Origin of the sequence: Thalassospira lucentensis MCCC 1A00383 = DSM 14000, assembly GCF_000421265.1 — a bacterium.
Lineage (GTDB): Bacteria > Pseudomonadota > Alphaproteobacteria > Rhodospirillales > Thalassospiraceae > Thalassospira > Thalassospira lucentensis.
In genome coordinates, this window is sequence record NZ_ATWN01000004.1 from 337,795 (window position 1) to 356,143 (window position 18,349).

The window sequence follows — 18,349 nt, forward strand, 5'->3', positions numbered from 1 at the left end:
CCGGCAAACCGGATGGCGTCAATGTGATATGATGAATTTCCGGGGAGGGAACAGATGTCAGGTGTAACTGGCGGGCTCAACGAGCCGCGCATTCTGCTTGATGAGACATTTACACTGGGCGAATGCCCGAACTGGGACGCTGCGAACAACCGGTTGTATTGGGCCGATATCCTTAATGGTGCGCTTCATACGCTTGATGTCGAAACTGGTGCGCGCAAAACATGGAAATTCGAAAGTGAACTGGGCTGTTTTGGTCTGACCGATCAGGGCCGCATCATCGTCGCACTGCGCAAGGATATCATTTTCCTTGATCCGCAGACGGATGTGCGCATGCCACTGGCGCGGATCGAAGACGGCATTCACAGCCGCACCAACGATGGCAAGATCGGCCCGGACGGGGCGTTCTGGGTTGGGACGATGGATGACAATGCTGACAAGCAGGCGATTGCATCGCTCTATCGCATCACCGCCGATGGCGCCGTTGACGAGAAAATCACAGGTTTCAAGATTTCCAACGGGTTGGCTTGGTCGCCGGATGGCGCAAAAATGTACCATTCGGACTCCCGTGGTCCATGGGTCAATCGCTGGGACTTTGATGCCAAGACCGGCGCGATTGGCAACTGTGAGCGGTATCTTGATCTTGACGATACGCTTGGTCGCCCGGACGGTGGTGCTGTTGATATGGAAGGTTGCTATTGGTCGGCGGGTGTGTCGGCCGGTAACCTGAACCGGTTTGCGCCGGATGGCACATTGCTGCTGTCAATCGCGATGCCGATGCCCAACCCGACCATGCCGTGCTTTGGCGGGCCGGATATGAAAACGCTCTATGTCACCAGCCATCAGGAAAATTACAGTGCGGAAAAGCGCGCCGAGTTCCCTGATGCGGGCAAGATCGTGACATTGCGTGTTGATGTGCCGGGTGTGCCGGTGCATCGCTTTGTTGAGGCAGGCTAAAACGCCAGCGCGCACTACGTGCGAAGGTATCAAAATCAAAAGGCCATGCAGGCAATGCTGCATGGCCTTTGTCGGTTCTGTGTGTGGTTCTGCAATAATCAGACTTTTGCAATCTCGGCTGTGACCGTTCCCAACCCGTCAAAGATGGCTTCGATTTTGCCATGCGGGCTGATGGTTGGAGTGGCGCAGGCGCCGGTCGTGATGACGTCGCCGGGTTTCAGCACTTTGTCGCGTTTGGCAAGGAAGTTCACAAGATATGCCAAGCCATTAAATATTTCCGGCCAGGCAGCGGGATCGCTGTTGGTCGCAAGGATTTCGCCGTTGCTTTTGGTGGTGACGGTGCCGCCGATAAAGTGCATATCGCGCCAGTTTTCAATTTCCGCACCCAGCACGAAATAGCCGGTTGAGTTCAAATCAGCCAGAGTTTGCGTTGGGTTTTGTTTTTCATGAAAGCGCCGGTCGGCGATCTCAATCGCCAGATGCACGCTTTTGATTTGATCGAGGATGCTGTCGGGCGTGGTGCCTGCTGCGGGGCTACTTGCCATGATCACGGCAATTTCCGCTTCGATGTTGGGAAAATGCAGGTCGTTGGTGGTCAGATGTGCACCGTCGCCAAGGATGCGCCCATCGAGCAGCGGACCAATCAGCGGGCCGTCACTTCCGATTTTTTCCTGTGCCGCGCGGGTGGCGACGGCAATTTTCCAGCCAGCCTGTTTGGCGCCGGTCTGTTTCAGGGTTTCATTCTGAATGTCATAGGCCGCGTAAAAACTGTCGGGGGCAAGGTCGGCTGGCAACGGATCAATCAGTTGGTGCGCGGTAAAGGCGGTGGCAAGGATGCGGCTTGCCTCGGTGATGTTGGTCATTCCAGTTGTTCTCGCTGTTTTCGCTGTTTCTTCAGGGCGTTGCGGGGTGACGGAGCTTAAAGGGAATTGGCCTCAAAGTCATCATACCAATTTTGTCGATTCGTGCGATTGATGGTAAAATTCCAGTCATCATACCAAAGTCGAATGGTCCTGAACCCGCTGAAAATACCGCAAATTTCAAGGTATTCTGCGTTGGAATAGATATCTTGGTAATATGTTTGACAAAGTAATATGATGAATTTATAGATTCGTCATAGATATTACGCCGTATTAAAGAATTGAAGGACCGTTGATGCATTATCTTGAGATGAAAAAGGCGATTGGCGCCGGGTTATTATCCTTTCCGGTAACGCCTTTTGACGCGCAGGGCGCGCTTGATCTTGCGACCTATCGCGAGCATGTCGGCTGGTTGTCGCAATTCCCGGCAACGGCATTGTTTGCCGCAGGCGGCACCGGGGAATTCTTTTCCCTGACCCCGGCCGAGGTTGTTGAAACTGTCCGTGCGGCCAAGGAAGTTGCCGGCGATACACCGATCATTGCCGGGTGCGGTTATGGCACGGCGATGGCGGTTGAACTGGCACAGGCATGTGAAAAGGCCGGTGCGGACGGATTGCTGTTGTTGCCGCAATATCTGATCGGAGCCGAACAGACCGGCATGTATGAACGGGTCAAGGCGGTCTGTGATGCGGTCGATATCGGGGTGATTGTCTATAACCGCGATAATTCGATCCTTTCGGCTGAGACGCTTTCGAAGTTGTGCGATGTCTGTCCGAACCTTGTCGGGTTCAAGGACGGTCACGGCAATATCGAAATGGTCACCAAGGTTTGCACCACGATGGGCGATCGCCTGTCTTATATCGGTGGGATGCCGACCGCAGAAGTCTTTGCCAAGGCTTATAAGGCCGCGGGCATGACGACCTATTCATCGGCAATTTTCAATTTCCTGCCGCAACAGGCGCTGGAATTCTATGACGCATTGACGCGCGACGATCATGCCACAATGGACCGGATCACGATGGATTTCTTCTATCCGTATCTTGATATCCGCAACCGTGGACGGGGCTATGCCGTTTCAATCGTCAAGGCGGGCATGCGCGTCATCGGACGCGATACCGGTCCGGTGCGCAGTCCATTAACGGATCTGAGCGCCGAAGAACACGACATGCTGGCAGAGGTCATCCGCAAGGCGTTCGGCGATGGGGTTTTGCGCGCGGCCTAGACCAGAAGGCGGGTCCGTTGGTTTAACGGACCCTTCCTGTTATCCCGGCAGGTGGTTCTGTCGGGGTGGCATTTGCGACACCACAATAACAATCGGTGCGCAGCAAGCGACGGCGGGACTATTAGACTAGTTGTTAATTAACCTTGGACTTGTCGTTACAAGTGACAAATTGTAAGGTTCGCTAACAACAAAAAGTTCCTTTTAGGGAAAACAAGGCTTTAACGTACCACGACAAAAAGTCACGGGAGGACTCCAATGAACACCTTTTTGAAAACCACGACCCTTACGATTGCCGCAGCAGCGGTGTCGGTTGCGCTTGCATCCGGTGCGCAGGCCAAAGAATGGCGCGGCTGGAACATTCATCCGCCAGAATATCCGGTTTCGACCGGCATGGAAGAATTTGCCAAGATCATCAACGAGAAGTCCGGTGGCGACCTTGAAGCCAAGGTTTACCATGGCGGCGTTCTTGGCAATCAGCCTGATGCGATCCAGCAGGTGCGTCTTGGTGGTCTGGACTGGGCTGTATTCAATCTCGGCCCGCTCGGTGAAGTGGCTCCCGAAGCAAACGTTGTTTCGCTGCCTTTCATCTTTAAAAACGTCGATGCCATGCACAAAGTCATGGACGGTCCGGCTGGTCAGCAGATTGCCGATGGCCTGATCGAAGCTGGCTTGCAGCCGCTTGGCTGGTATGATTCCGGTGCGCGTTCGTTCTATAACACCAAGCACCCGATCAACACGCCAGAAGACCTTAAGGGCCTTAAATTCCGCGTGATGAGCAACGATCTGTATGTTCAGATGGTCGCAGCCCTTGGCGGTAACGCAACCCCGATGGCATACGGCGAAGTTTACCAGTCGCTGAAAACCGGTGTGATTGATGGTGCGGAAAATAACTATCCGTCCTATGACAGCTCGGGCCATTTCGAAGCTGCGAAATTCTACTCGGTCACCCAGCACCTGATCCTGCCGGAATGCCTGTGCATCAATAAGGCGCTTTATGACAGCCTGTCAGACGATGAAAAGAAAATCGTTCAAGAAGCAGCTGATGCATCGGTAACGGTACAGCGTGCTGCCTGGGCAGAACGTGCTGAACAGTCCAAGCAGAAAGTCATTGATGCCGGTATCGAAGTCAACGAAATCGCTGACAAAGCGGCTTTCCAGGATGCAATGCAGCCTGTCTATGACGACTTTGCCAAAGCAAATCCGGATCTAGCCGATCTGGTCAAAGCCATCCAGGATGCGCAGAAATAAACCATATGTTTAAAAGCGGGGCGGCGATAATATCGCCGCCCTTCTTTGTTATTCTTTGGGCCTGACCTTGGGCTTTCAATCACATTCTGGCGGCGCATATATGTTTTCCAGTTTTACCAATTTAATGGACCGTCTGGGCGGTGGCATCGCCGGGGTTTTAAACCTGATCGGCGGTTTGGCGCTTGTTGCGTTGATCCCAAGTTTTGCCTGGCTTGTTTTTGGGCGCTACGTTCTGAATGAGACGCCGACCTGGGTCGAACAGATATCGCTTATTCTGATTGTTCTAATCACTTTTCCGGTGGCCGCCGCAGGCATGCGTGACAACAGCCACCTGTCGGTATCGTTCTTTCGCGATTCCTTGCCGTCAAAAGCTGCCGCCATTGTCGCAGCCGTCAGCTATGCCGCGATGGCGTGGTTTGGCTACTGGATGTTGATGGGCGGGATCGATCTGGTGGCCTTTAACTGGTCCAAGAAAATGCCGATCATTCATATTTCCGATGGCTGGCGTTCTATTCCCATGGCGGTTTGCGGGGCGGGGATCGCCTTTTACAGTGTGGTCCATATCTTCAAAATCATCACCCGTTGGAAAGCCATTTCCCACGCCGAATATTACCACGACGATTTGCTCAATAAGGACGTTGAATAAATGGGCATGACCATTCTTCTGGGCCTGTTTGCCATTGGTATTATCATTGGCATGCCCGTTGCCATCGCACTTGGCATCGCCGCCCTTGGGGCGTTTTTCTTTGAAGGGCTTCCGGCCCTGATCGCTTTTCAGCGGATCGGGTCGGGGATCAGTGCCTTTTCGCTTTTGGCGATCCCGTTCTTTATCTTTGCCGGGGAGCTGATGCTTCACGGTGGGATTGCCAACCGGCTGGTGCAGTTTGCCACAGCATTGGTCGGCAGCCGCCGGGGCGGGCTTGGCATTGTGAACGTGTTTTCATCCATGCTGTTTGGCGGTATTTCCGGATCAGCCGTTGCCGATACCTCCGCGCTTGGGTCGATCCTTATTCCGGTGATGAAAAAGGAAGGCTACCGGGCTGATTACGCGGTCAACGTGACGGTCACATCCTCCATCGCGGGGATCATGATCCCGCCCAGCCACAATATGATCCTTTATGCGGTGGCCGCTGGTGGCGGCATTTCAATTTCCAAGCTGTTCATGGCCGGCGTGGTACCGGGCATTATCATGTGTGTGTTGCTGGGCTTGGCGACGTGGCTTGTCGCGATCAAGCATGGTTATCCGTCACAACCATTCCCCGGCTGGTCGGTGGTTTGGCGCACAGCGGTGCGTGCCATTCCGGGCTTCTTTACCGCCGTGATCATTGTCGGGGGTGTCTTAAGCGGTGTGTTCACCGTGACGGAATCGGGGGCCATCGGGGTTGCCTATGCACTGATTATCACCGGCTTTGTCTACCGTGAGCTGAGTTGGGACGGGTTTATTGCCGCAGTCAAACAATCGGCCAAGACAACATCGCTTGTGATGTTGCTGGTCGGCTGTGCCTCGGCCTATGGCTATATGCTGGCATTTTACCGTGTTCCTGATGAGTTGGCCTATGCCATCACGGCGATCACGGACAATCCGATCATGGTCCTGTTGATGATCAATGTCATGTTGCTGGTGGCGGGCATGATCATGGATATGGCAGCCCTGATCCTGATCTGTACGCCGATCTTCCTGCCACTTGCGATGCAGTTTGGCATGGACCCGATTCAGTTTGGCATGGTGCTGATGATGAACTTGGGCCTTGGCCTGTGCACCCCGCCTGTGGGATCGTGCCTGTTTGTTGGCTGTGCCATTGGCGGGGTGAAAATCGAACACGCGGTGCGCTCGATCTGGCCATTTTATCTGGCGATCCTGACGGCGCTGATCCTGACAACCTATGTTCCAGCGATTTCAATGACCTTGCCCAACCTTGTGTTTGGCAGCAATTGATCGCGGATCAAGACGCATATCAAAGAGGAATACGATGAAACGTTTGCTGATTACCGGTGCCGCCGGCAACCTTGGTAAAATCTGCCGCGAAGGGCTTAAAGGCTATGCCGATGTCCTTCGCCTGTCGGACCTTGCCCCGATGGACCCGGCTGGCCCGAACGAGGAAGTCGTTCAGTGTGACCTTGCCGACCGTGCCGCCGTGCATGAACTGACCAAGGATGTCGACGGCATCGTTCATCTGGGCGGCATTTCAATCGAGGCCGCGTTTGATGACCTGCTTCAGGCCAATTTGCTCGGTACCTATAACCTCTATGAAGGGGCGCGCAAGAATGGCAAGCCTCGCATCCTGTTTGCCAGTTCAAACCATGCCATTGGCTTTCACAAGCGTACCACCAAACTCGATGAGGCCTCCGAACAGCGCCCCGATAGCCTGTATGGCGTGACCAAATGCTATGGCGAGGCACTGGCGAGTTACTATAACGACAAGTTCGATGTTGAAACCGTGTCGCTTCGTATCGGGTCGTGCTTTGACAAGCCGCGTAATCGCCGGATGCTGTCAACCTGGATGAGCCCGCGTGACTTTATGTCGCTGATAAAGGCGGTATTTGATGCACCGATGACCGGCCATCTGGTGATGTATGGTGTTTCAAACAACGCATCCAAATGGTGGAGCAACGACCACGCCGCATTTTTGGGATGGAACCCCCAAGACAGCTCTGAGCAATTCCGCGCGGAAATTGAAGCCGCCTCTGAGGCCGAATACCGCCATGACCCGGCGGTGATTTATCAAGGTGGACCTTTTGCTTCGACAGGTCACTTCGAGGACTGAGTTGAGAAAAAAAGTCCAATCATCTGATTTGGTAAGATGCCTGAAAGGCCCGCACATGCGGGCCTTTCATCTTTGGGATTGACGATTGTTTCTCATCGGCTATAACCAAAATTGAAAATGATAACCGTTATCATTGTTGATTGTGCCGGTGTATGAGTATGGCGGCCAGAGACCGTTTCTGGGACGTAATTTACCAACAATATCATCCGCGTCTTCTGCGTCAGGTTGAAAAATACCTGCCTACGCGTGAGGAAAGTCAGGACGTGTTGCAGGATCTTTATGTGCAATTGCGCCGCCGGGATGTTGATCCCAAAGAAGTCGAAAATCCGCCTGCCTATTTGATGCGCATGGCGACCAATCTGGCGATTGATGTTCTGCGCCGGAAAAACCGCAACCCGCTGGAATTTAGCGACCCTTCCGACATCGCCGAGATGAAGGGCAGCGGTGATCTTTACGCGACACCCGAACAAATCAGTTCAGATCGTCAACGGCTTGATATCATTGCAATGGCGGTTGAAAGTTTGCCGCCACGCTGTCGCGAAGCGTTTCTTTTCTGCAAACGCGACCATCTGACCCCGGCCGAGGCGGCAGAAAAGCTTGGGGTTAGTCGTAATATGGTGGAAAAGCATTTGCGAACTGCGTTAAAGCATTGTCGGGAAGTCTTGGCGCGTCATGAGAATTAGGGGATTGTTCCTCGATATCCTCATTTCCCCGTTCCAAACGTCATTTAACCAATAAGACACTTTATCAAAGGCCGGGCCGCAAAATTGCCATGACAGAATTCCGTTATCCTGACGATTGCACATGCGACAAGGACATTGCCGATTTTTGGGCCGTCCGGTTTGACGGCGGTGATCTTGACCGCGCCGAACAGGTTGCGTTTGATCACTGGCTGGCGGCATCGCCACAAAATTTGGGGCTGCTCGACCGGGCGCGCCAAACATGGCGCAGTATGGAAATTGTGGCCGCCGACGCCAAAGGCCCTGCCGGGCCGCTTGCGGTTGATCAAAACCGATCATCACGTAACCTGTCAAAAGATATGCCGCGTGCGCTTGATCAAACGGATCTTGATGGCATTCGCGATGATCTTGAACGCCTTGGTGCTCTTGGTGGTGGGCCGGGACGGTTGCCGGGCATGCGTCCGGTAAACCGGAAATTCAGACCCGTTATGGCGGTGGCGACCTTGATGGTGATTGTCGCATTGTTTGTTTTTGGTGCGGTGCGCCCTGATCCCGACCTGATGGCGGAAAAGTCGGCCAATGCCATTTCGCAAATCCATGACTTGCCCGACGGGTCGCAGATCTGGATGGAGCCGGGCACACGGTTAAACATCGATTATACGCCGGAGTTCCGCGATATCACGGTGCTGCAGGGCGGTATCTATGTCAAGGTGGCAAAGGACACATCACGTCCGCTTCGCGTTGGTGTCGGTGATCTGGTAGCGCGTGCGGTGGGAACGGAATTTGCCGCGTCAAACTGGGCGGGGCACCCGCGGGTCGAAGTTCGCGAAGGTGTGGTTGATGTTCTAAGCGGCGATCTTCGGTTGGCGCAATTGTCCGCCGGACACGCCGCATGGCAGGGAATACAGGGCGATATGCGCTATGGCGCTTATAACATTGATCGGTTGGCCGCATGGCGCGATGGACGATGGATCGCAGAAGACATGCCACTTGAAGAACTTCTGGCAAAAATCACGCCCCTGATCGCCGATGAAACCTATGTTCTTGATCCGCTTTTGGATGATGTCTATGTCACCGGCAGCTTTGACCTCAGCAAACCGCAAAGTGCAATTGCCGCAGTGCTCGGTGCTTACGCACTTAAAAAGCAATCCTTCCCGGGTGGCTTCGAAATAATTTCAAAAAAATAGCATAACCGACATCCTCAAACCCCGTCCCCATGCGTCATGAGGATAATAGTGAGTTGCATTATTATTTCTGATCTTGGGGAAAACGCGTGAAAAACACGAAAATGACAAAAGCACGCATGCTGGGTACCAGTGCGCTGGTTGCCGCCGTGCTGGGGATTTCAACGCCAAACGCATTTGCGCAATCTGGGGCAAGCACACCACAAGTGGTGGCGATCACTGCGGGCGATTTGCGGACGGCACTTGATCAATTGACCGGGCAGTTCGGTCTTCAACTGATTGTTCAGGGCAACCTTTCGGGGCTTAACAGCCCGTCGGTCAGCGGGGAGTTCAACGCACAAGCCGCCCTGACGGCTTTGCTGGCAGGGTCCGGGCATAGCTTTGAATTCATGACCGAAGACAGCGTGCGGGTTTTCCCACTGGCGGCACAGCAAACAGATAGCTCGATGGTCCTTCCTGACATCGTCGTAAGTGCCACGCGGTCGCGCCGTTCCATCACATCGATGTCGCCATCCGTTGTGGTGATTGGTCGCGATCAGATTGACGCCCAACTGGCGAAAACAAGCGACATCACCAATGTCATTCGCAACTCCGTGCCGGGTTTTATGTTTGATGACCAAAGCCTGATTGGCAGTACAGAAACCTTCCGTGGCCGCGATGTTCAGGTGCTGGTTGACGGGATTTCGCGCAATACGCCGCTACGTAATTCAAGCCGCATCCTGTCGATGATTGATGTCGCCCAGATCGAAAGCATCGAAGTCATCCCCGGATCAAACGCCATGAACGGCGATGGTGCCACCGGGGCAACCATCAACATCATCACCAAAACCGGCGAGGCCGGGGTAAACACTTTTACGGTTGATGGTCATATCAAGGCCTTTACCGAAGATGTTGGTGACAGTCTTGCCCCATCCCTGACCCTGTCGGGAAGTGGCGGTGTTGGTGCGGTGGATTACGCTGCCAGCATCACCGGGGCCAAATCGGAAAACTATTATGACGGTTACGGCAATCAGATGCCGTCCGACGCGATGCTGGGGCAGGGTGGTTTTGATAATGCCGAGGACCTCAATATTTTTGCAAAAACTGGCCTGACGTTAGCTGATGGACATCGTTTGTTTCTGTCGGGCGAAGTTGTTCGGTTTCGTCAGGACATTGAATATTATCCTGACCTGACCACCGATCCGATTTCGGTTGATTATAACGAACCGTACAATGCCCAGCCGCTTGAGGATGAAAGCCAGTATTTCACCGCCGGATATGAATATGACTTTGGCAAGCTTGGCGTTGGCGATCTTAAGCTGTTTTACAATGACAGCTATAAACAGGCCGCGAGCGCGCAATATCACGCGACCTATAACTTCGCGCTGGTCGCACTGCCCGGTAGCCCCGCAACCGAAGACCCGCTGGGTCAGTCGGTGATTGATACGGTGAAAACCGGGGTGAAACTTTCGACCGATACGTCGCTTGATATGATCTATGACGGCATGACGGTTAGTTGGGGTGGGGACCTGACATATGATGATGTCAAATACCGCACGGTCAGTGGGCGCGATATTGGCGCGCCGATGACGCAGGATGGCAAAGCGGTCTTTGCGCAATTGTCTGCACCGGTGACCGAATATCTCGATCTGTCGGGTGGGGTGCGCTATGAAAAATATGATCTGACGGTCAAGGATTTCACCCGCCCGAACTATATGCGCTATGTCGGCGGTGTCGGGCAGGCCTATTTCGGAACAGCCGATTTTACTGGTGGTAACACGACCTATGATGCGGTGACCTATAACGCCTCGGCAGTGGTGCATTGGACCGACAAAATTGATACCTCGCTTAGCTATAGCGAAGGTTTCTCTGTTCCTGATGTCGGGGCCTATACCCGCCGGGCCGGACTGACCGGCATTCCGCTTGATTTCGCCGATATCGATGTTGAGGCCTCCAAGGTCAAAACCTATGAACTGGCCGCACGCTATGCCGGGACCGATTTTCGGACCACCGGTGCTGTTTACATGAGCACGAACGAGCGCGGCGATAACTTTGATTCGTCAACCAACAAGCTCAGTCAGGAAAAAGAACGCATTCTTGGCGCCGAACTCAGTGCCGAATACGATATCAGCGAAGACACCTTTGTCGGTGCCTTGGCATCCTACGTCGAAGGGCGCTATGACACCAACGAAGACGGTGATCTTGATAGCTGGCTTCCCAATAACCGCATTCCATCGCCGTTCCGCTTTACCGGATATGTCGACAGTTACGTCTGGAATGATCTGAACATGCGTTTTGACGGTACATACACCGCCCCGCGCAATAAGATCGAAGATGAAAAGATCAAATCGAGCCTCGTCTTTAACCTGTCGGCCCATTATCCGGTGCTGGGCGGAACAGCGCGGTTTGGGGTCGAAAACATCTTTGACGCCAGCTATGAAAACCCGGCAGCAACAGCCCTGCGCGGCTATTCCGTGGCCGGACATGGCCGGACCGTCATGCTGGGATTCCAGCGCGAATTTTAAGTCCTATTCCATTTGAATTCAGGCCCGGCGGGAAATCTGCCGGGCCATTGATATTAAGGGAACAGATGTTCAGATCAAGTACCCATGGAACCGATATCGTTTTGTTTGAAACGATTGATGCGCAAAGCCCCGCTGATGGGGCTGCCTATATCAAGGCGCTTGATGATTTTGCAAAACGCAGCGAACCGGCCGTTCTGATCATGCTGGTCAAAGGCATGACAGGGCAGGATCATGAAACCCGCAAACAGGCCGCTGCATGGTTTAAGCAAAACCGCGACCGCTTGACGGTGTTTGCCAAAGGTGTGATCCGTGTCGAACAAGACCATCATCACGGGGGTGGCCATATGCATGATCATGCCGAAGAAGTTGAAAACAGCAACTTCGCCCGCATGCTGCCATTTCCAATGAAACATGCACGAACGCTGGATAGCGCATTCGAGATGGCAAAGAATTGGCCGCCTGAATTGGGTGAGTGAAACCAAGAAGGATGATGGACGAGCATCAGGGGTATTCTTGCTGGCAGGCACTAAATGTTCATGATATGTTCTATTGCTTTGAAGCATAAAATCGGGATGTAAAATGATCAAGGGAAGCTGTCTGTGCGGGAATGTCAGGTTCGAGATTTCCGGTGAACCGTCATCGCTGAGTTACTGTCACTGTTCACGCTGTCGTAAGGCTGCCGGGGTATTTTCTGCGGTGGTGATTGGCAAGGCCGATGACTTTCATCTCCTGTCGGGTAAAGAGTCGATTGGTCTTTACAAAGGGCCGGATGGAAAGTTTGAACGTTGCTTTTGTAAGGAATGCGGGACATCTTTGGGCGATATGTCGTCAGAGAAAATCTATGTGATTGCGGCATCAGCACTGGATGATGATCCGAAAATTCGTCCGTCGGTTCATATCCATACCGCATCCAAACCCGATTGGTATGAGATCAAGGATGACTTGATCAAGTTTGACGGTGACTACATCCCGTCAAACTGATGCCGGCGTACGGACCCGGCGACACAGGCGTCAGGGGAACCGGAGACGCCTGTGTTCGTTATCGTTTGCGTGCGGCGAGAATCAGGAAATAGCTGGTACCGATCAATGCGGCAATCAGGCCGGTTGGCAATTGCTGTGGATACAGCATGTTGCGCGCCAGCCATTCGGCAACCATCATCACATTGACCCCGATCAAAACCGATCCCAGCAAATGCCCCCCAGCCAGCCTATATCCGGCCACGCGCGCCAGATGGGGCGCCATCAGCCCGACAAAGCTGAGCGGCCCAACCAGAAGCGTTGCCGCCGCGGCCAGAATGGCCGCGACCAACATCATGGCGAACTGGAACGTTGAAATGCCAAGGCCAAGCGACACCGATTGATCCGTGCCAAGGGACGCCAGTTCAAGCGGACGGCGCAGGGCAATCGCAACAATCAGCAAGACACCGGTAACACCCGCGACAATCATGACCTCGTCCATATTGGTAAAATAGGTCGTGCCCGCCAGCCACGACAGCAACATTGATGTCTGTGTGCCGCTGCGGGTCAGCACAATGCGCACGATGGCCCCGAGGATGGCGGTCAGGGCCAGGCCGTTCAGCAACATATAATGCGGCGCATGGGTGAATTTACGACACAGGGCGAGTAACACGATCAACGAGATGATCCCGCCAAACGCTCCGATCAGCATCAGATCAGCGCGCTGTCCAACCCCGAAAATGGCCAGTGCGATGATAATCGCCAATGCGGTGGCCGAACTGACCCCGGTGATTTCCGGGCTGGCCAGTGGATTGCGCCCGACCCGCTGGATCAAGGTGCCCGATACGGCAAGGGCGGCCCCGCAAATCATCGCGGCAAAGGTGCGTTCGGCCCGTCCTGTGAGGATGTCAAAACTGCTGTCGCCCCATGGGCTGGTCCAGCCCAGAACGGCAAAACCATTCCCGTCAAGCGATGTAAACAGTGAGAACACCACGCCAACAATCAGGGTGACGGTCAAAAGGATGCTCAACCCAGTTTTGGAAATGATCTGTTGATCGCTGTGCTGATCATCGCTTTGTTGGCCGGGCATAATCCGGGCTTTGCGCAGGATCAGGATGATAAACGGGGCGCCAAACAAGGCCGTTGCCGCCCCGGTCGGTAAAATATCCCCGCCAAGACCGTTAAACTGACGCACCATGAAATCAATGAACAGCAATGCAAATCCACCGGTAAACACCGAATAGATCATAAGATCGCGCGACCGCGTCAGTCCGGCAATCCGCAAGGCGGCGGGCACGGCCAGCCCGACAAAGCCGATCATGCCGGCGGCAGAAATCACCGATGCGGTGATGAACACGGCAAAACCAAGGATCAACAGGCGCAAAATCGTGACCTTGGCCCCGAGTGAACTGGCGGTATCATCGCCAAGCGCCAAAAGATCGAGCGGGCGTGACAGGGCCAGCACCGCGATCATGCCAATCGCCACACGCGGCAGAATAAACAGGGTGGCGTCCCAGCCATTCTGGGCCAGATCACCAGCCCCCCACATAAAGACCGATTGCAAATACTGTTCGTTAAACAGTAGCAAAACCTGCGTGCCCGATTGCAGCAACAGATTAACAATCATCCCGGCCAGAATAAGCCACAGCGTCGCATTGCCGCGTTTGGCGGCAATCAAATACACAGCCCCCAGCGCAATCATACCCCCGGCAAGCGCGAAGGCTTCTTGAAACATCGCAAAGGAGGCCGGGGCAATTAGGATGAAGATCGTCAGGGCAAATTCAACGCCGGCCCCGACACCAAGGGTGGTGGGGGATGCTAATGGGTTGCGCAAAACCGTCTGGATGGCCGCCCCGGCAAGGGCAAGCCCGGCCCCACATAGAAACGCCATCGCAAGGCGCGGCAGGGTGCTGTAATGAAACAGGATCTGGTCAAAGTCGGTTTCATCGGGTGACAGGATCACCTGACCGGCAAGGCCGCGTTGCAAAAACGGCCAGAAATCAGCAATCAGCACGCCAGTACAACACAGCCCCAGAACGCCAAGCAAGATGGTAGGCGTGCGGGGGAATACACGTTTCATGTTCAGATGGGCGGTCGGGCTCATTGCACGGGGCCGCTTTCAAGGCTTTCGGCCAAAAGCCGGGCAAAGCGTAAGCCTGATGCCACCCCGCCATAGGCCCAAACAACCGGCAGCTCATAGACCCGCTTGTTGCGCACGAAATCCATGACTTTCCACATCGGGGATGACCAGACTTTCTGATAAATCACGTCGGGGATCGGGTTGGTATAGACCAAGGTGGTTTTGGCCAGCGGGGCCAGGATTTCAAGCCCGCCACGGGCAAACCCCCATTTCGATACCGGTCCGTCATAGGCCAGCGGCACATCCATGCGCTTTAAAACCGATCCGGGCAGGGACGGGGCGCCAAACACGCCGATGTTGGTTTCTGAATAGAAGCTTGCAATGGTAATTTTGTTGCCGTCGCCAAGAACTGCACGCACCCGCGCGCCATAGTCGGCAAGTTTCTGATCAACCTGTTTTAAATATGCCTCGCCTTCTGCCTCACGCCCGATGGCCTTGGCGACCTTACGCATCATGGTGCTTGCGGTATCAAACGCGACATTGCCATTATCATAGACCGACAGAACCATCACCGGCGCAATGTCCGAGAGGTTTTCATAGGCCATTTCCAGTTCCTGACTGATCAGGATCAGATCGGGCTTGGCCGCACGCAGGGCTTCAAGGTTTGGCGATCCGCGCTGTCCGATATCGGTGAAATTTTCCGGCAAATCCGGTTTGGCAACCCATTCACGGTAATCGGCCGGATCGGCAATCGCGACCGGATCAAGCCCCAGTGCCATCACGGTTTCGGTAAAGGCCCAGTTGGTTACGGCAACCCGTTTGGCCGGGTGATCAAGGGTCAACATCCCGCGTTCATGGTCAATGACAATCGGTTCGGCGGATGCGCGGCCAGCAAGGAACACGGGCAAGACGCCCAAAACACCAAGAATGGCAAGGCAGGAAACAAACAGGCGCAGGATTTTCATTACTCAGGATCCGTTGGCAGCAGTAACCGCATCGGCAAGCTGTTCGGCAAACCGTGCACCAGACAATACCCCGCCAAACGACCAGCTTGCCGGGACGTCATAGACATGACCGTTGCGCGCAAACGGCATGGCCTTCCAGATCGCGGAATTAAACAGCTTTGCCTTGGCGGCGGGCGGGACCGGTTCAACATGGGCAAATTGCACATCGCCCAGCTTGGCAAGGTCGGACACATCGCCATTGCGAAAGGCCCAACTGTTGACCTCCCCGGTCCAGGCATTGGCAAATCCCATCCGGTTCAAAACAGACCCGAACAGTGAATTTTTGCTATGGATGCGAAAATGCGCGTCATCAAGAATGCGCACGATGGCAAATGTCGCATCATCGCCGACCGATGTCCGTATGCGGGCCGCCGCGGCCGCAATCCGGTCATTGGCCGATGCGATGACCTGTTCGGCGGTGTCGGACTTTTCCGACAGTTTGCCAAGGTTGCGGAGCAATGTTTCGGCCCGGTCGATGGCGGGTTCGTCGGTATTTGTATTATAAATCGAATAGACCAGTGTCGGGGCAAAGCCCGACAGCTTGTCATAGGCCATCGCAACGTCCGAACTGATCAGGATGGCGTCGGGTTTGGCGTCGCGCAGGGCCTCGAAATTGGGTTCGCGGCGGGTGCCAAGATCGGCAAATGTTTCGGGCAGTTCGGGTTCGACCACCCAGGTGCGATAGCCATCAGCTTCGGGGATGGCGACGGGATCAATCCCCAGCGCCAGCAGGCTTTCGGTCAGCGACCAGTTCGACGTGGCAAAGCGGGTTGGTGTGACGTCAAAGGTGGCATTCCCCAGTTCATGGGGGAATGTTTCCGCCCCGGCAGAAGTCGGGGCAAACCCGCCCAGCACAAACAGGCAGATGGCCGCAGCCCGGCCAAAAGAGAACTTTTGCATACTAGCGTTCCTATGCAACATAGCTGACGAAACGGGTGCTGCCCGGCACCGCGATGACGTCGATTTCAGTTTGGAAGATGTCGCGCAGGATATCGCCACGCATGAAGTTTTGGGCATCCCCCTGCCAGCAGGTCCGCCCGCCGCGCAAGGCCAGAATATGATCGGCAAACCGTCCAACCATGTCGATGTCATGCAAAACCGCAATTACCGTCAGGCCAATGTCATCTTTGAGCGTGGCAATCAGATGCAGGATGTCGCGTTGATGCCCGACATCAAGGGCCGATGTCGGCTCATCCAGCAACAGGACGGGGGCGTCCTGCGCCAATAACATCGAAAGCCAGACCCGTTGGCGTTCCCCACCCGACAGGCTGGCGACCAGACGGTCGGAAAATTCGGTAACATGGGTCATCTCCATCGCCCGGTCGATCATGGCGTGGTCTTCGGTCCGATATCGGCCAAATGCGCCGCGCCATGGATACCGGCCAAACGCAACCAGTTCGCGCACACTTAAATGCGGCGGGACCACCGGGTTTTGCGGCAAATAGGCCACCTTGCGCGCAAAGTCGCGTGTGCCATGCCCGGCAAGGGCGGCGCGATCAAGGGTGATGTCGCCCGATGCCGGTTTGTTTTTGCGCGCCAGCAGTTTAAGCAACGTGCTTTTGCCCGATCCGTTGTGGCCGACAATCGCGCTAAATGCTCCGGTCGGGAAGCTGACCGTGATGTCATCAAGCAGCGTTTTGGGATGTTTGCCGTCACTTTTAAAGGTGACGTCTTTCAGATCGAACATGTGCCGGAAACTCGCAAAAACGGGAATGGGGTAAGACGGTCAGCGATGCATGGTCCGCGCACCTTCCCAATATGAGAATGCCTATCAATTACTTGCGGTAAATGCAACCGAGTTGCGATTGCAAATTGAAAAATGCCAATCATCATACAAAATGACTTTTCAGCAATTCGCATTCCGGGTAGCAATATGGGTCAATGATTGTCGATCTTGTTTTCCTTGCCGGATGGGCAGGGGGCAGACGATAAAACAAAGCGGAAAACCGCAAGGAACGATCAGGGAGACACCATGTCCGACGTTAAAACGGTCTTGCCGAACTTACGCTGCAGCTTGGGCGAAGGGCCGCATTGGGATGCCAAGGATGGCGTTTTGTATTGGGTCGATATTGTTGGCAAAACGGCCTATGCGTTGCGCCCCAATGATGGGGGGTCGCGCAGCTGGACATTTGATCAGCCGGTGGCAGCAATTGTGCCGCGTGAAAATGACGGACTTTTGGTTGCCCTGGCGGATGGCTTGGCGTTTCTGGATGCCGAAAGCGGAGAAACCACGCCGTTTGTTGCCCCGGATTCCGATCATGCGGGCAACCGTTCGAATGAAAGCCGGGTTGATCCGATGGGGCGTTTTTGGCACGGCACCATGCAAAACAACATCGGCCCGAACGGCGAAGATTTGCCTGTGACGGTTTCAACCGGAACCTTGAACCAGATTACGGCCGATGGTGATGTAACACGATTTGAATCCTATATCGGCATTTCCAACACGTTGCTGTGGTCTGATGATGGGACGAAGATGTTCTTTGGCGATACGATCAAAAACACGCTGAATGTGTATGATTTTGATATGAAAACCGGCGTACCGTCCAACCCGCGCGCATTCTTTGGCCCGCAGGATCGCGGCAACATGGATGGATCGGCGATGGATGCGGATGGCTATATCTGGAACGCGCGCTGGGGCGGGGGATGCCTGATCCGGTTTAATCCGGCCGGAGAGGTTGACCGGATTGTCGAACTGCCGGTCACACAGCCCACCAGTTGCGTATTTGGTGGGCCAGATTTGAAAACGCTTTATATCACCTCGGCTGCGGTCGGGTTGGAGGGCAATGGCAATCCGCTTGAAGGGGCGCTTTTGTCGATCAGGACCGATGTTGCCGGGCAGGCCTGTACGCGTTTTGCCGGGTAAGGCAAACTGGTCGAGGAAATTGTATGAG

Annotated in this window: 17 protein-coding genes; 12 read left to right on the top strand and 5 right to left on the bottom strand. The window is 54.5% G+C overall.

Translation table 11 applies throughout. The annotated features are described in order from the left end of the window. Positions 1-54 precede the first annotated feature (54 nt). Complete coding sequence (locus tag K355_RS0110710; protein ID WP_022732139.1) at positions 55-954, top strand: SMP-30/gluconolactonase/LRE family protein; 900 nt, start codon at positions 55-57, stop codon at positions 952-954. A 98-nt stretch (positions 955-1,052) separates the two neighbouring features. Here K355_RS0110710 and K355_RS0110715 read toward each other — a convergent pair whose 3' ends face one another. Next, a complete protein-coding gene (locus K355_RS0110715) occupies positions 1,053-1,817 on the bottom strand; it encodes a 2-keto-4-pentenoate hydratase (RefSeq protein ID WP_022732140.1) in 765 nt (254 codons plus the stop codon). A 292-nt stretch (positions 1,818-2,109) separates the two neighbouring features. On the opposite strand from K355_RS0110715, the gene kdgD reads away from it, so the two are divergent. The 10 genes from kdgD to K355_RS23810 all read left to right on the top strand — a co-directional run bounded on the left by kdgD (position 2,110) and on the right by K355_RS23810 (position 12,398). Continuing rightward, a complete protein-coding gene (gene kdgD, locus K355_RS0110720) occupies positions 2,110-3,036 on the top strand; it encodes a 5-dehydro-4-deoxyglucarate dehydratase (protein ID WP_022732141.1) in 927 nt (308 codons plus the stop codon). Positions 3,037-3,291: 255 nt separating this feature from the next. After that, a complete protein-coding gene (locus tag K355_RS0110725) occupies positions 3,292-4,284 on the top strand; it encodes a TRAP transporter substrate-binding protein (RefSeq protein WP_022732142.1) in 993 nt (330 codons plus the stop codon). A gap of 100 nt (positions 4,285-4,384) precedes the next feature. Continuing rightward, positions 4,385-4,930 (top strand): TRAP transporter small permease, encoded by a 546-nt coding sequence (locus K355_RS23805; RefSeq protein ID WP_033368782.1) that lies wholly within the window; start codon positions 4,385-4,387, stop codon positions 4,928-4,930. Further along, on the top strand, positions 4,931-6,220 hold the full coding sequence (locus tag K355_RS0110735; RefSeq protein WP_022732144.1) for a TRAP transporter large permease: 1,290 nt from the start codon (positions 4,931-4,933) through the stop codon (positions 6,218-6,220). Positions 6,221-6,254: 34 nt separating this feature from the next. Then, positions 6,255-7,049 carry an NAD-dependent epimerase/dehydratase family protein gene (locus K355_RS0110740; RefSeq protein WP_022732145.1) on the top strand — a complete coding sequence of 265 codons (795 nt, stop codon included), beginning with the start codon at positions 6,255-6,257 and terminating at the stop codon, positions 7,047-7,049. Between the two features lie 158 nt (positions 7,050-7,207). After that, on the top strand, positions 7,208-7,732 hold the full coding sequence (locus K355_RS0110745) for an RNA polymerase sigma factor (protein WP_028791524.1): 525 nt from the start codon (positions 7,208-7,210) through the stop codon (positions 7,730-7,732). A gap of 89 nt (positions 7,733-7,821) precedes the next feature. Further along, the gene (locus tag K355_RS0110750) at positions 7,822-8,916 is read left to right on the top strand and encodes a FecR family protein (RefSeq protein ID WP_022732147.1); all 1,095 of its coding nucleotides are present in this window, start codon (positions 7,822-7,824) and stop codon (positions 8,914-8,916) included. An 86-nt stretch (positions 8,917-9,002) separates the two neighbouring features. Continuing rightward, entirely contained in the window at positions 9,003-11,417 is a 2,415-nt protein-coding gene (locus K355_RS0110755) for a TonB-dependent receptor (protein ID WP_022732148.1), read from the top strand. Between the two features lie 65 nt (positions 11,418-11,482). Continuing rightward, positions 11,483-11,893, top strand: a complete 411-nt coding sequence (locus tag K355_RS0110760; RefSeq protein ID WP_022732149.1) for a hypothetical protein — start codon at positions 11,483-11,485, stop codon at positions 11,891-11,893. A 103-nt stretch (positions 11,894-11,996) separates the two neighbouring features. Next, positions 11,997-12,398 (top strand): GFA family protein, encoded by a 402-nt coding sequence (locus tag K355_RS23810; protein ID WP_022732150.1) that lies wholly within the window; start codon positions 11,997-11,999, stop codon positions 12,396-12,398. 58 nt (positions 12,399-12,456) lie between these two features. On the opposite strand, the gene fhuB is transcribed toward K355_RS23810, so the two are convergent. From fhuB to K355_RS0110785, 4 genes are read right to left on the bottom strand one after another with little or no spacing between them, the layout of a single operon-like run. Further along, positions 12,457-14,478 carry a Fe(3+)-hydroxamate ABC transporter permease FhuB gene (gene fhuB, locus K355_RS0110770; RefSeq protein ID WP_022732151.1) on the bottom strand — a complete coding sequence of 674 codons (2,022 nt, stop codon included), beginning with the start codon at positions 14,476-14,478 and terminating at the stop codon, positions 12,457-12,459. Continuing rightward, positions 14,475-15,419 carry an ABC transporter substrate-binding protein gene (locus K355_RS0110775; RefSeq protein WP_022732152.1) on the bottom strand — a complete coding sequence of 315 codons (945 nt, stop codon included), beginning with the start codon at positions 15,417-15,419 and terminating at the stop codon, positions 14,475-14,477. The genes fhuB and K355_RS0110775 overlap by 4 nt, the downstream gene beginning before the upstream one ends. Before the next feature lie 3 nt (positions 15,420-15,422). Beyond that, complete coding sequence (locus tag K355_RS23815) at positions 15,423-16,358, bottom strand: ABC transporter substrate-binding protein (RefSeq protein WP_022732153.1); 936 nt, start codon at positions 16,356-16,358, stop codon at positions 15,423-15,425. 10 nt (positions 16,359-16,368) lie between these two features. After that, entirely contained in the window at positions 16,369-17,145 is a 777-nt protein-coding gene (locus K355_RS0110785) for an ABC transporter ATP-binding protein (RefSeq protein WP_022732154.1), read from the bottom strand. A 285-nt stretch (positions 17,146-17,430) separates the two neighbouring features. On the opposite strand from K355_RS0110785, the gene K355_RS0110790 reads away from it, so the two are divergent. Next, positions 17,431-18,321 (top strand): SMP-30/gluconolactonase/LRE family protein, encoded by an 891-nt coding sequence (locus K355_RS0110790; protein ID WP_022732155.1) that lies wholly within the window; start codon positions 17,431-17,433, stop codon positions 18,319-18,321. The last annotated feature ends 28 nt before the right edge of the window (positions 18,322-18,349 follow it).